At 49.9% G+C, this 14,066-nt stretch carries 13 protein-coding genes; 4 read left to right on the top strand and 9 right to left on the bottom strand.

Annotation, left to right across the window (positions count from 1 at the left end; genetic code table 11):
- Window positions 1-22: 22 nt before the first annotated feature.
- Window positions 23-808 (bottom strand): alpha/beta fold hydrolase, encoded by a 786-nt coding sequence (locus tag HNR75_RS11455; RefSeq protein ID WP_188027105.1) that lies wholly within the window; start codon window positions 806-808, stop codon window positions 23-25.
- 309 nt (window positions 809-1,117) lie between these two features.
- Here HNR75_RS11455 and seqA point away from each other — a divergent pair, with 309 nt between their 5' ends.
- Both seqA and pgm read left to right on the top strand, forming a co-directional pair.
- A complete protein-coding gene (gene seqA / locus HNR75_RS11450; protein ID WP_188027104.1) occupies window positions 1,118-1,642 on the top strand; it encodes a replication initiation negative regulator SeqA in 525 nt (174 codons plus the stop codon).
- A 19-nt stretch (window positions 1,643-1,661) separates the two neighbouring features.
- Window positions 1,662-3,311 carry a phosphoglucomutase (alpha-D-glucose-1,6-bisphosphate-dependent) gene (gene pgm / locus HNR75_RS11445; protein ID WP_188027103.1) on the top strand — a complete coding sequence of 550 codons (1,650 nt, stop codon included), beginning with the start codon at window positions 1,662-1,664 and terminating at the stop codon, window positions 3,309-3,311.
- 68 nt (window positions 3,312-3,379) lie between these two features.
- On the opposite strand, the gene HNR75_RS11440 is transcribed toward pgm, so the two are convergent.
- From HNR75_RS11440 to sapA, 5 genes are read right to left on the bottom strand one after another with little or no spacing between them, the layout of a single operon-like run.
- Window positions 3,380-4,165, bottom strand: coding sequence for a peptide ABC transporter ATP-binding protein (locus HNR75_RS11440; RefSeq protein WP_188027102.1), 786 nt, complete (start codon window positions 4,163-4,165; stop codon window positions 3,380-3,382).
- Window positions 4,162-5,160, bottom strand: a complete 999-nt coding sequence (locus HNR75_RS11435; RefSeq protein WP_188027101.1) for a peptide ABC transporter ATP-binding protein — start codon at window positions 5,158-5,160, stop codon at window positions 4,162-4,164. The genes HNR75_RS11440 and HNR75_RS11435 overlap by 4 nt, the downstream gene beginning before the upstream one ends.
- Entirely contained in the window at window positions 5,160-6,053 is an 894-nt protein-coding gene (locus HNR75_RS11430) for an ABC transporter permease subunit (RefSeq protein WP_188027100.1), read from the bottom strand. The genes HNR75_RS11435 and HNR75_RS11430 overlap by 1 nt, the downstream gene beginning before the upstream one ends.
- A complete protein-coding gene (locus tag HNR75_RS11425; RefSeq protein ID WP_188027099.1) occupies window positions 6,037-6,999 on the bottom strand; it encodes an ABC transporter permease in 963 nt (320 codons plus the stop codon). Before HNR75_RS11425 ends, HNR75_RS11430 begins: the two co-directional genes overlap by 17 nt.
- Before the next feature lie 3 nt (window positions 7,000-7,002).
- The gene (gene sapA / locus HNR75_RS11420) at window positions 7,003-8,616 is read right to left on the bottom strand and encodes an ABC transporter substrate-binding protein SapA (RefSeq protein ID WP_188027098.1); all 1,614 of its coding nucleotides are present in this window, start codon (window positions 8,614-8,616) and stop codon (window positions 7,003-7,005) included.
- Window positions 8,617-8,775: 159 nt separating this feature from the next.
- Here sapA and HNR75_RS11415 point away from each other — a divergent pair, with 159 nt between their 5' ends.
- Together HNR75_RS11415 and HNR75_RS11410 are read left to right on the top strand one after the other, a co-directional pair.
- Window positions 8,776-10,188, top strand: a complete 1,413-nt coding sequence (locus tag HNR75_RS11415) for a YcjX family protein (protein WP_188027097.1) — start codon at window positions 8,776-8,778, stop codon at window positions 10,186-10,188.
- Window positions 10,185-11,255 carry a YcjF family protein gene (locus HNR75_RS11410; protein ID WP_188027096.1) on the top strand — a complete coding sequence of 357 codons (1,071 nt, stop codon included), beginning with the start codon at window positions 10,185-10,187 and terminating at the stop codon, window positions 11,253-11,255. Before HNR75_RS11415 ends, HNR75_RS11410 begins: the two co-directional genes overlap by 4 nt.
- A gap of 29 nt (window positions 11,256-11,284) precedes the next feature.
- Here HNR75_RS11410 and HNR75_RS11405 read toward each other — a convergent pair whose 3' ends face one another.
- The 3 genes from HNR75_RS11405 to HNR75_RS11395 form a co-directional block, all read right to left on the bottom strand.
- Window positions 11,285-12,649, bottom strand: coding sequence for an ATP-binding protein (locus HNR75_RS11405; protein ID WP_188027095.1), 1,365 nt, complete (start codon window positions 12,647-12,649; stop codon window positions 11,285-11,287).
- 3 nt (window positions 12,650-12,652) lie between these two features.
- Window positions 12,653-13,342 (bottom strand): response regulator transcription factor, encoded by a 690-nt coding sequence (locus tag HNR75_RS11400; protein ID WP_188027094.1) that lies wholly within the window; start codon window positions 13,340-13,342, stop codon window positions 12,653-12,655.
- A gap of 119 nt (window positions 13,343-13,461) precedes the next feature.
- The gene (locus tag HNR75_RS11395) at window positions 13,462-14,061 is read right to left on the bottom strand and encodes an arylesterase (RefSeq protein ID WP_223157881.1); all 600 of its coding nucleotides are present in this window, start codon (window positions 14,059-14,061) and stop codon (window positions 13,462-13,464) included.
- Window positions 14,062-14,066 lie beyond the last annotated feature (5 nt).

Below are 14,066 nucleotides of genomic sequence, written 5' to 3'. Positions count from 1 at the left end.
AACGCATGATAAGCCCGACGGGCTAGCTCACCTGTTGTAGAAACCGCTCCACAATACCATTGAATAAAGCCGGTTTTTCCGCATGTAGCCAATGTCCACAGCTGGGGATGACGCGGGCAGTGGCGTTAGGAAAATGATTCATGATGGCTGGTTGATGTTCTGGCTGCAGATAGTCCGACGCGCCGCCTTTGATAAAAAGAACTGGCCCCGGGTATTGTTGATCGGCTGAAAATGGCCACCCCATGATGTCGCTATAATGGGTTGCCAGGGTATCGAGATTAAATTGCCAATGGGAAGGTGAGTCATTGCTGAATGACTTCAACAGAAACTGGCGCACGGATGGTTCGGCCAGATGCTGGCTCATCAGAGTATCAGCATCTTTGCGGGAGGTTACCTCCGGCTTCTTTGCTACGGTCTGCAGAGCGGCAAAAACAGCAGAATGGCGATCCTGCTGATAGCTGACTGGTGCGATATCCGCCACGGTAAGCGAGGCAACCTGGGTGGGTTGTTGTATCGCAACAGCCATTGCCGCTTTTCCACCCATGGAGTGACCAATCAGATGTGCCTGAGGAATATGAAGCTGCGCCAGTAATGCCAGAATATCCTCGCCCATGGCATGATAATTCATTTCGGAATGCCATTCCGACAGGCCATGATTCCGTAAATCAACAGAAATGACCGAGTATTGCGTCATGAGATGTTGTTTCAATAATCCCAGATTATCCTGTTTCCCAAACAGGCCATGCAATAATACAACCGGAATGGTTGCAGCCTGTGGAGCTGGGGTTATCTGGTAATTCAGTTTCACATCTTATCCTTGAACATCAATGTAACGTAATTTTAACAAATTTGTATCAATAGAGTGAATCAAACTTTGTTCTGATGGCGAAAGATGGATTTATTCTCCTGGTTAACGAAATAATCCGATTGGCGTAATCTGAAATCAAAATGAGGGATGAGTCACGTGCGGAGATGATCCCGGGTGTGTTACGCCGGAATTTATGCGACTGTAAAGGCACGGGGCTCGCTAAACACCATGCACAGGGTTAGGTTTGCTGCTATGGCTTATGTATAATCCGGCTGTTGTCTATATTCAAAGTGTCGGAATCAAAGAAGAATGAAAACCATCGAGGTTGATGATCAGATATACCGTTACATTGCCAGCCGTACCTTGCATATTGGTGAGAGTGCTTCTGATATTTTAAGACGCCTGCTTGCTTTGCCTCAGGATGCAGATACGGAAACGGCTGTGTTCGCGTTATCGGATCATGAAGCAGCAACAGAACAAGCGAACGGGAATTCAGTGGATGTTCTGGCTGCATTGCTTAACGATGCACAACTTGCAAGGGAAGAGAGTGCTATCGCACGTTTTATGCTGATTCTTTCTGCTTTGTATCGTTCTCAACCGGATGCTTTCAGACGTGCTGCCGACATTAAAGGTCGTAAGCGGATTTATTTTGCTGAAGATCCGCAAGCCTTGCTGGATAACGGTACGACTACTAAGCCTAAACCTGTCCCCGAGACCCCGTACTGGGTTATTACTAACACGAATACTGGCCGTAAGCGCTTGATTATTAAGCAGTTAATGCAGGTCATGGGCTACTCTGCAGAAACAATCGCAGAGGTTTGTAACAAGGTATAAAAGAACAGGAAGTCGTTATATGGCACAACATCCACATGCAGGCAAACCAGCTCGCGTTGAAGACTTAACCAATATTCCACGTCTGGTTGCCGCGTACTATCTGAATAAACCGGATATGAAATTGCCGGAACAACGTGTGGCGTTTGGTACGTCTGGCCACCGCGGTAGTTCACTGAACAGTGCTTTCACAGAGTCTCATATCCAGGCAGTCAGTCAGGCATTGGCCGAATACCGTCAAGACAAAGGTATCACCGGTCCGCTGTTCATTGGGATGGATACCCATGCGTTGTCAGAAGCGGCATTAGCCAGTGCGGTACAAGTCCTGGCTGCAAATGGTGTTAAGGTACGCATTCAGCAAGGGCTGGGATATACACCGACTCCGGTAGTATCACACGCTATTCTGACTTATAACCGTGCAGGCCATGCCGATCAGGCGGATGGTGTTGTCATCACTCCTTCTCATAACCCGCCGGAAGACGGTGGTTTCAAATATAACCCGCCACATGGTGGTCCGGCTGAAGGCGATATTACCAAATGGGTAGAAGACCGCGCTAACCAGATCCTGGAAAACGGTTGTGCTGATGTCAAAGTGATGCCTTTCGCTGCAGCGATGGCTTCCGAATTTGTTGAAGAATACGACTACGTTACCCCTTATGTGAATGACTTGGGTAACGTCCTGGATATGGAAGCGATCCGTAAATCCGGTATCAAGATTGGTGTTGATCCGTTGGGTGGTGCCGGTGTTGCCTACTGGGATGTGATTGCCAAGACCTATGGTCTGAACATTGAAGTGGTTAACTATCGCGTTGATCCGACTTTCTCGTTCATGACTTTGGATAAAGATGGCAAAGTGCGTATGGATTGCTCCAGCCCGTGGGCGATGGCGAGCCTGATTGGTCTGAAAGACAAATTTGATATCGCATTGGGTAACGACCCGGATTATGACCGTCATGGTATCGTGACCAAATCCGGTCTGATGAATCCTAACCACTATCTGGCAGTGGCTATTGAATACCTGTTTACGCATCGTCCAAACTGGCCAAAACAGGCGGCGGTAGGTAAGACACTGGTTTCCTCTTCAATCATTGATCGTGTTGCCGGCAAAATTGGCCGTGATCTGAAAGAAGTACCGGTTGGTTTCAAATGGTTTGTCGATGGCCTGTTTGATGGCAGCTTCGGTTTTGGCGGCGAAGAAAGTGCGGGCGCATCTTTCCTGCGTAAAGACGGTACTGTCTGGACAACCGATAAAGATGGTTTCATTCTGGCATTGCTGTCTGCTGAAATTCTGGCGGTGACCGGAAAAGATCCACAGCAGTTATACAATGAGCTGACCAAAGAGTTTGGTGCACCGGTGTACCGTCGTATTGATGCGCCGGCAAATACTGCCCAGAAAGCGGTATTGTCGAAACTGAGTCCTGAGCTGGTTGAGGCAACTATGCTGGCAGGCGAACCGATTCTGGCGAAACTGACTAAAGCGCCGGGTAACAATGCTGCTATCGGTGGTCTGAAGGTAGTGACCGAGAACGGTTGGTTTGCGGCTCGTCCGAGCGGCACCGAGTCTATCTACAAGATCTATATGGAAAGCTTCAAAGGTGAAGCACATCTGGATGCGATCCAGCAGGAAGCGCAACAGATTGTGTCAGCCGCGTTGGCTAAAGCGGGCGTATAATTCGTCCAGCCAATAAAATAGAGCCCTGAATTTTCAGGGCTTTTTTATATTCGGATAACTGATGAAGCTTACCGGCGGTATTCATGTCCGTGGTTTTGAATCAACCGCTTGGTGATATCATGCTGAGGATTGGCGAAAACCTCGCTGGTGGCACCGCTTTCTACAATTTCCCCTTGATGCATGATCAGTACCTTGTCACTGATGTGACGCACCAACCCCAGATCATTGGCCACAACGACATAAGACAATCCTAGCCGGTCTTGTAATTTAAGTAGCAGGTTGACGACTTGCGAACGCATAGACACGTCGAGCATTGAAAATGCTTCGTCAGCGACAATGATTTTAGGATTGAGGATGAGTGCCCGAGCAAACGCGACCCGCTGTTTCTGCCCGAGCGATATCATTTGCGGATAGAACAGCGCATGTTCAGGCAGCAGGCCCACCATACGTAATGTTTCTATCACCGTATTTGCACGCTCTTCTTCGCTCAGCTCAGTATTCAGACGCAGTGGTGCCTCCAGTATCCGGCCAACCCGCAATTGGGGATTCAGCGAGGAGTTGGGATCCTGAAAAATCATACGGATCAGTTTGCAGCGTTTCTGGGTATCTTCATACGCGATCACTTCACCGTTAACTTCAATCTCACCGGAGGTTGGAGGGACCACGCCGGCCAGGATTTTAGCCAGAGTACTTTTGCCAGAACCTGTTTCACCAACCAGAGCCAATGTTTCTCCGGATTCCATCGTAAACGAAATATCTTTCAGTACCTGAACAGCTTTCCGGCGAAATAAACCGACGCGGTTAAAAAAGGTTTTATTGATACCGCTGACTTTCAATAATGGTACGGAGCTCATCGGCTGGATTCCTCCATGTTCAGCGGGAAATGGCAATAAAACTGATGTCCTTTTAACTGAGTGACACCTGGCATACGGACACACATTTTTTGTGCATAGGGACAGCGCGGACCCAGACGGCAGCCAATAGGTAAATGCTGCAGTGGTGGAATCGAGCCGGGCAATGTGGTTAGTAAGGATTTATGCGGCAGATCCTGAGTGAAATCCGGCAGTGCATTCAGCAAAGCATCAGTATAAGGATGGTGCGGATTTTTCAGGATCGATTCTCGGGTACCTGTTTCAACCATTTGTCCGCAGTACATGACGCTGATGGAGTCCGCCAGATTGGCAATAGCGGTTAAATCATTACTAATCAACAAGATGGTTGTATTGTTGACCACGTTCATTTTATCAAGCAGCCGCAGGATCTGTGCCTGTGTTGTCGCTTCCATGGAACTGATCGGTTCATCCGCAATCAGTAGCCGGGGTTTGACGGCAATGGCCATTGCTATCATGACTTTCTGACAAATGCCGTCAGACAACTCCTGGGGATAAGCATGCATGACACGATCATGATCCTTCACACCTACCCGATGTAGTAGTGCTTTGGCGTGCTTTTTACGCCAGAACGGACGTTGCCACCATTTTCCTTCAAACATCCGGTCAGGAATAACCTCCATCAATTGTTCGCCAACAGGAATTGAGGGATCCAGACAGGAGACGGGCTCCTGGAAAATCATAGCAATATTTTGTGATAAAAACTGGCGGCGCTGACGGGCACTCAGTTCCAGTATATTGACATCGCAGATCCGCAGACGGTCAGCGGATACATGCCAGTTATCTTTAGTGATACCAACCAGTGCTTTGGCAACCAGGCTTTTCCCTGAACCGGATTCACCCACAAGTCCTCGTACTTCACCCTCGTTGATCGTGAGGCTGATTTTGTCGACAACTTTGACCCGGCCTTGTGAAGTCCCGATTTCAATGGTCAGATTACGAATATCCAGCAGCGGCATTATTCCTGTCCTTGTTGCAGTGCTTTACGCAGACCTTCACCGACCAGATTTGTGGCTACCACGCTCAGCATGATGGCAAATCCGGGTAACGCTACGTTCCAGGGCGATATGTAGGCCAGATCCAGACTATCCGCCAGCATGGTACCCCACTCGGGCAGTGGAGATTGGGCACCGATGCCGAGAAAACAGACGGCGCTGATATCAAGAATGGCCGTGGATAGTCCGCGCGTAGTCTGTGTCACCAGAACATCAAGAATGTTGGGGAGAATTGCCAGCCGGAGAATACGCCATGGCGTTGAACCATCAAGCCGGACCGCGATGATATATTCTTTATTGGCGACTTCACGTACCGCATTAAATGATGCTCGTATAAATTGGGGGAGTAATGCTAGTGTGATGGCCAGAAGCGCATTTTCCAGACTCGCCCCCATGACCGAAACCAGCACAATTGCCAGCAGCAGTGAAGGGATCGACAGCAAGACATCCAGCATGTGGTACAGAATACTGGAGGTCAGACCATGCTGCATGCCGGCAATCATGCCAATACCGGAGCCAACCAGCATTGCCAGTACGCAAGCAGTCAAGGCACTGCCGAAGGTCAGTTGTGCGCCGTATAGCAAACGCGATAACACATCCCGGCCCAAGTCATCGGTGCCAAGAAAATAATGAAGAGAACCGTTGGTTTCCCAGGATGGGGGTAGTAACAAGGCGTCCGCATTCTGGCTAAACGGATCGTAGCTGGTCAGTGATGGACCAAGCACCGCCATGACAATAAAGAAAGAGAAGATCCACAACCCGGTCATTGCCCGGGAGTTCTTGCGGAATGTTTGCCAGGTCTGGATCAGCGGCGATGGTATGCGGATCTCAGGATAAACTCTAACCTTGCTGGGCATACAACGCTTTCCTTTTGGCCGGGTAAAACAAAACAGTCAGCAATTCTGAACAAATATTAATAATGATCAGTGCAATCGCAATGACCAGCATGCAGGCCTGCACGGATGCAAAATCACGGGCACTGATACTGCTGACAAGCCAGCGTCCCAGGCCCGGCCATTCAAAGATCTGTTCGGTAATAATGGCTGACGTCACTATGGTGCCGAATTGCATGCTCAGTGTTGGTAAGATCGGTGGCAGCGCATTCCGCAAGCCATGGGCCAGAATAACACTCCAGGTTGATTGACCACGGCTTAATGCAGCTTTGATATATCCCTGGGCCATGACTTCGCTGAGTGAATTGCGTACCAGCCGGATCACTTCCGTGGTTGTAGCCAGTGCAAGTACACTGGCTGGCAGTACCAGATGTTGTAGTGCATTCAGAAAAGCTTCCATGCGGTATGGACTATCAGATAACCAGCAATCCAGTAAGCTGAATCCGGTAACCGGTATGATCTGGTAGAGCAGGCTGAGTTGTCCCGATGAAGGAAACCAGCCCAGTTGCATGGCAAGCGTCATGATCAGCAGGGTTGCCAACCAGTAAACAGGAATGGAGAATCCCAGCAAACTCAGGTTGGTAATCATGATATCCGGTAACCGTTCACGATAAATGGCTGCAATTGAACCCAGCGCAACACCGATGATGGTGGCAAGGATAATTCCAGCCAGTGAGAGCCCCAGCGTTGCCGGTAAATAGGAAAGCACATTATCCAGCACTGGCTCGCCGGTGACACTGGAGAAACCCCAGTTCCCACTGAAAAAGCGGCTCACAAATTCAATGTAGCCACTGAGTAGTCCGGTCTCCGGATAAGCGTTAATACTACGATCCATACCGTAAGCCAGCAGGCTCAGTATCAGCAATGTGAAAAACAACAGGCTTAAACGGCGTAATATGTAAATAAGCATAATTTACTCCCGGTATGCCTTTTTGAATGAAACACCACCTGTTGGCGGAATGATTATATTGTGCATATTCTGCCAGTAAGCGCTGACGATCAAAGCATGAGCCAGCGGAATCACAGGGACATGTTCATAAATCATTTCCTGGGTACGTTGATACTCAAAAATCCGTTGCGATAATCGCTGGGTTGCCAGCGAATTATCTAAGTGTGAATCAAAATCATCATTACACCAGCCGGAGTAATTATTACCGCCATTCTTCATGGCTTCACAACTTAGCAGCGGGCGCAGGAAGTTATCCGGATCGGCGTTGTCGGCAGCCCATGCCAACAGAGCCATATCATGTTTTCCTTCTTTCAGATTGGCCCGCATTACTGTCCAGCGCGTTTCAATGACCCGGACATTAATGCCAATCCGGGCAAGATCGCCCTGCAGTAACTGTGCTGTTTTTGACGCATCCGGATTGTAAGTGCGGGGAATCGGCTGTACCCAGAGCGTAAGCTCCAAACCGTCTGGATAACCGGCTTCCTTTAATAATTGTTTTGCCTGGTCGGGATCATAATAGTATTCATCCAGATTTGGATGATGAGCCCAGGAGGCTGGGGGTAGTAAGCTGGACGCGGCCTCTCCGGTATCGTAGAACACAGCATGTTGCAGGTTATCCTTGTTAACGGCCATGGCAATAGCCCGACGTACACGCACATCGTTCAGCGGTTTCTGGTGCGTATTCAGCGCCAGATAAGTGGTATTCATGTTGCTCTGAATATCGACATCGGTACGCGGATTATTGCGGATGAATGGAAGCTGGCTGGCTGCGGGCGTGGCAACAACCTGACATTCTCCGGTAAATAATTTGGCCAGTCGCTTGGATGCCCGGGGGGTATAGTCAAAAACCAGTTGTTCCAGTATCGGAGTCTTGTCCCAGTAGCTGGGATTTCTGGTCAGGCGCAGATATTCATTTGGCCGCAATTCCAGTATCTGAAATGGTCCGGTTCCTACCGGCATATCATCAATATCCTGCAGATCGCCGTGCTGACGCTGCAGATAATTACCGTATTCGGCGGACAAAATAACGGCATAATCACTGGCCAGTGTGGCCATAAATGAAGCATCCGGATGGCGCAAAATGAATTGAACCTGATAGTCGGTTATTTTCCTGACATCCTGCAAAACCCGTGAAAATTGCCGGTTATCAAAGAACGGATAGCGAGTACCAGATACCGCATGGTAAGGGTGGGATGCGTCAATGATCCGGCGGAAGCTGAAAATCACATCATCGGCGTTAAAGGTTCGCTGTGGCGTAAACCATGCTGTCTGGTGAAATGAGACATTCCGTCGTAAATTGAAGGTATAAACCAACCCGTTACGGCTGATACTCCAATTTTCCGCCAAAGCACCGTCCAGACGCTGTGTGTCGGGATTGATCTCAATCAGGCGGTTATAGACCTGCTGTGACAATGAGGCAACAAAAGGTGAGGAACTCAGAATCTGCGGGTTCAAATGATTGCTAAAGCTATCAACACAGTACACCGCACCGCTGGTTTTAACTGTCTCGGCCGGGGTGCAGCCGGTGAGTAGTAGCAGTACAGCACCCAAACACTGTATTAATGGAAAATGTTTCATACGACATCCATGACTGGCAGACCGGGGCATCACCACCATTGGTGTTGGCCACATCTAAGTGCTGATTATAACGCGAGTTATATCCGAGTGCTTGTCTGAGATGCTGTCTGTTCGCATACTTGATAAAGACGGGAAGAACTCATATCTGCGGAGGTGTCTGTGTTGCAGCATGAACGATGGCTGAATTTGCAACGTAAGGCGGATACGTTATGGCAACGAACCTGGGATCGTCATCTTCGTCTGGCGGTTACCGGGCTGGCGCGTAGCGGAAAGACGGCATTTGTAACGGCATTGATTCAGCAACTGGAACAGGCTGGATTCAGCGCCCGGTTACCGCACTGGCAGGTATTACAGCAAGGCCGTTTGCTGGGCGTGCAGCAGGTAGTGCAGACGCATCAGCATATACCAACGTTTGGTTATTCCCAGGCTTTGTCGGTACTGTCGTCAGATCCACCCGGATGGCCGGAGCCGACACAGACGCTCAGCGAGATCCGGCTGGAGTTGCGTTTTCGCAGTCAGCATCTGCTGCGTCAGAAAATCGGTCATGATGTCTGTCATCTGTATCTGGATATTGTCGATTATCCGGGGGAATGGTTACTGGATTTGCCGCTGCTGGATTTAAGTTATGCCCAGTGGAGCGCGCAGATCCGGGAACAGCTTCAATCGCCCAGGCGACGACGTCTGGCAGAGCCCTGGCTGAGTGCCGGGAGTCATTGGTCCGCATCACAACCGTTCTCGGCGATGGTGGATAAGGTTAAGAATATTTCTGCTCTTTATACGCAGTATTTGCAGGACTGCCGCCAGCAACTCGGCCTGCAAAGTATTCAGCCGGGACGCTTTGTGTTGCCCGGTGAATTTGCCGGAGCGCCGATGCTGCAGTTTGTGCCCTGGGTATGGGGTGCATCGCCGGAATCCCCCGAGCATGACTCTCTGTATGGCCTGCTACAAGCGCGTTATGAAGCTTATAAGGAACATGTGGTAAAACAGTTTTATCAGAAACATTTTTCCGGATTTGACCGGCAGATTGTATTGGTTGATTGTTTGCAACCATTAAAAGTAAGTCATGAAGCGATTTATGACTTAAGGGACACGCTGGGGCAATTGTTGCAGAGTTTCCAGTATGGCAGCAGCTACTGGTGGCAACGGCTGTTTTCCCCACGGATAGATAAATTACTGTTTGTCGCCAGTAAAGCGGACCATGTCACGCCGGATCAGCATCCGGCATTGCTTAGTCTGCTGCGTGACCTGGTTCAGCCTGGTCTGGCCCGGGCCCGTTTTGAAGGCGTTTCGCTGGAATGTATGGCAATGGCTGCAATTCGTTCCAGCGAATATCATCAGGTGGATTATCTGGGGCAGCCATTGACGGTATTACACGGGATTGATCTGGCCGGACATGAACTGGCGCTGTTTCCTGGCGTGATACCGTCCCGGATACCAGATCCTGATTTCTGGCAAAACTCGCCGTTACGATTGACCGATTTACGTCCGCCACTCTGGCAGAAGGACCAGGCCAGACCTCACATCCGGTTGGATCAGGTACTGGAATACTTGCTGGGAGACAAGATGCAATGAAAAAAACAGCATCGGCTTCAGATGAAAAAAAAGCAGTAGAGGTTCCTCTTACGTTATTAAACCGGGAGACCGTCGCCGATACCGTTCCTCCGGCAGAATTGACGCCATTACAGCTGAATGAAGATTCCCGTTTTGATGAAGTTGATATTCCGGATGATGCGACGTCGCTGCCGGTTGAATCAGCTTCCACTCCGTCCGCATGGCTGTGGTGGGGAAGCTGTGCTGTGCTGGTGCTGGCTTTACTGGAGACTGGTCAGTTTATCTATCAGAAATTATCGGAAAATGTTTTTCTGGGGGGAGCCTGGTCTGCAGCCATCGTGGCCTTGTTGATAGGCGCTGGCGGGATGATCTGGCGTGAATGGCGGGTACTGCGGCGGTTACGCAGTAATACCTGCTACCGGGAACAATCTGCCGATCTGAGCCGTGAGCAACAGCATGGAAATGCGCAGGCATTTTGCCGGCGGTTGGCCAATGAAACGGGTTTACAGCATTCGCCCGGCTATCAGCAATGGCTGGAACAGATTGATGCCCATCATAACGACGCTGAAGTTTTAACGTTGTTCAGCCAGTTTGTCTTGCATCCGCTGGATGAAAAGGCGTTACAGCTGGTGCTTGCCTCCAGTAGTCAGACCGCATTGCTGGTGGCAGCCAGTCCGTTAGCGCTGGCAGATATGTTGCTGGTGGTATGGCGGAATATCAGAATGGTCCGGAATATTGCCGCTGTTTATCAGATCCGTCTTGGTTACTGGGGACAAATTCGTCTGATTCGTCAGATCTTGCAGAATATGGTATTTGCCGGCGCAACGGAATTGGCAACAGAACTGGGGACAGACTGGTTCAGTAGTGAGCTGACATCAAAACTTTCAGCCAAGTTGGCACAAGGGCTGGGGAGTGGGCTGATGTCCGCCCGGTTAGGTATCAATACGATTCAGTTATGCCGTCCGATCGAGTTGCAGGCCAATGAAAAACCGAGACTTTCACAAATCAGAAGGGCTTTGCTGAAACGGCTGAGTGCAACCGTGAGTCAGTTTTTTACGGTTAAGGATCAGCCATCCCGGAAAGGATAAAACCAGCCAAGGTTTTTATCCTTTCCGTGTCAGGAAGGTTGTTCCGGACAGGGTAATTCAATATGCATGCATAAGCCGCCGGACTCTCTGTTATATGCAGAGATGGTACCGCCGTGCGCTTCTATTGCCCGTTTGGTTATCGCCAGACCCAATCCGGACCCTTGATTATTATTACTGCGGAAAAAGGGTTCAAAAATTGAACTCAGAGTATGTTCAGCAATACCGGGACCATTGTCAGCAATATCGATCTGCAGCAGCCCCGGCGATTTCTGATACACGCTGATTTCAATATGACAGCGAGGGCCGGCATGCAGCAGTGCATTACGGATAAGATTGTCAAATGCCCGTAATAACAATTCTCCCCGGCTCTGGATAATGATGCCGTCATTCAGCACCTCATCCACATGCAGCGCTATCATGCAGTCGCTGTCTCTGGCTTCAAACTGGGCATCATCCACCAGTGACTGCAGCAGTTCAACCAGATCCAGATAGTCCTCTTTAGGCAGCGGTACGCCGGATTCCATACGGGCAAGCATCAATACCTCACCGACCAGGCTATCCAGGCGATGACATTCCTGTTCAATCCGTTGCAGCATCAGTTCGCTATTTTCTGGTTTCTGACGCATCAGACCGATTGCCAGCTGAAGACGGGCCAGCGGCGAACGTAAATCATGCGAAATATCGTGCAGCAAGCGGCGCTGGGCATGGATCGACTGCTTCAGTTTCTTTGCCATTGAGTCAGCGTCTTGTCCCAGGTCGGCGAACTCATCGTAACGCTTGCCGAGTGTCTGGCTGACATTAATATCAAAATGCCCCTGGGATACGGCTTTCAGGCCGTCGCGCAATGTTTCTATCGGACGGGAGATAACACGGGCCAGCCAACTGCTGAACAATAGACTGGTCAGGATTGCCATAACCAGCAGGAAAAACGGTGCATCAAACAGCTCAAACATGATGTTATGCGGAAAAGGGGGAGGACGGCGAGGCATGAATATCCAGTAAACTTCGCCATCAGGCAGTGTTACTTTCTCCACCCCCGGGGTGTTTGCCTGCTTGTCAGTAAGACGTTGCGCTTCAGCCCAGGCTTTACTGTTTACTGTCCGGCTAAATAGATCTTTTCCCTGTGTATCGACAACAAATGGCAAGGGAGGACCTCCGGTTGCCTCTTTCCCGGCTGTTTGCGGTTTTACTATCTCTCTTAATAATGCTTTGCCGCCAGTGGCCAGCGTTCTGGCAACCGATTCTGTCAGGCCGTTAGGACGCGCGCCGGTTTCTATGACGCTGTATGCAATCTTGGCATCCTGATAGAGTTTGATAATGATGCCGGTGACAATGCCGGTCAGCAGAATAGCCAGCCAGAAACTCAGCAGTATTTTCCAGAAGATGCGACGCATTAATTATTCCACGACCAGCTGATAACCAATACCGCGGATAGTTTGAATCGGAGAACGTCCATCTTTCAGCAGACCCAGTTTTTGCCGCAGGTTACTGACATGTACATCAATACTGCGATCATAACGTGCCAACGGGCGGCCAAGGGTATGCAGGGAGAGATCTTCCTTGCTGATAGTTCTGCCGGCACGGCGGCACAACATCTCCAGCAGATTGAATTCGGTACTGGTCAGATCAAGCACTTCGTTATGCCAGGAAGCGCTGCGGCTGGCAGCTGAAATGGCCAGCGCGCCGACCCGCAACGGTTGTAATTGCCCCGAGTCCTGTTTCTCTGGATCGGCCCGGCGCAATATGGCCCTTACCCGGGCAACCAGCTCACGAGGAGTGCAGGGCTTGGAAACGTAGTCATCAGCGCCTAACTCTAGGCCGATGATCCGGTCAATATCATCCCCTTTTGCCGTTAGCATCAGTACCGGGATATTACTGTGGATCCGCAGACGGCGCAGAACCTCAATACCATTGAGTTTCGGCATCATAACATCCAGCAGGATCAGATCATGATGCCCACTGAGCGCCTCTTCCAGTCCGCTCTCACCATCGTGGCACATTCGTACTGCAAAACCTTCGTTACTGAGATATTCCCCCTGCATGCTGCACAGCTCGGGATCATCATCAACCAACAGAATGCGGATCATGTAAACCTTCCTAATAAAAAGACAGCGCCATGATACGGTGCTGAAAGAACCGGACAATAGACTCTGCATAGATATACACATCTTTACCTGAAATTACATTTCAGGGCAAAAAAGGTTGTCTAAAGAGTCTTTTCTGTGGTTTGAATATACTGACGTAATAGCGGTGCCATCATATCCCTGATCAGGGGTTGTGCTGCTGCTGTCGGATGAATGCCATCGTTTAGCATCAGCTCCGGACGAGTCACGATGGGCTCAAGGAAAAATGGTAGCAGTGGGGTATCTGTTTCTTCTGCCAGTCTGGGATAAATCGCTTCCAGTTTTTCGATATAGGCCACACCATAATTTCTTGGGATCCGGATTTGCATTAATAACGGTTTAGCGCCGGCTTGCTGAATGATCTGAATGCTTTTCTGCAACGTTTGATAAGGAATAGCAGGTGGAAAACCCCGGATACCATCATTGGCACCCAGTTCGATTAAGACCCAGTCGGGCTTGTGTCGGGACAATAAGGCCGGTAAACGGGCCAGCCCGTCCTGAGTGGTGCTGCCACTGATGCTACTGTTAATGATAGTGACCGGGAATTTTTCCTTCTGCCACTGCTGATGCAAAAGAACAGGCCAGCTTTGCTCTGCCGCCATCATATAACCGGCGCTCAGGCTGTCACCCAGGATCAATAATGTACCGGCATGACCAGACAGTGAGAAAATAGATAATAACATCAATA

This window comes from Tolumonas osonensis (assembly GCF_014202415.1).
Classification (GTDB): domain Bacteria; phylum Pseudomonadota; class Gammaproteobacteria; order Enterobacterales; family Aeromonadaceae; genus Tolumonas; species Tolumonas osonensis.
This window is presented reverse-complemented; position numbering and strand designations above follow the sequence as displayed.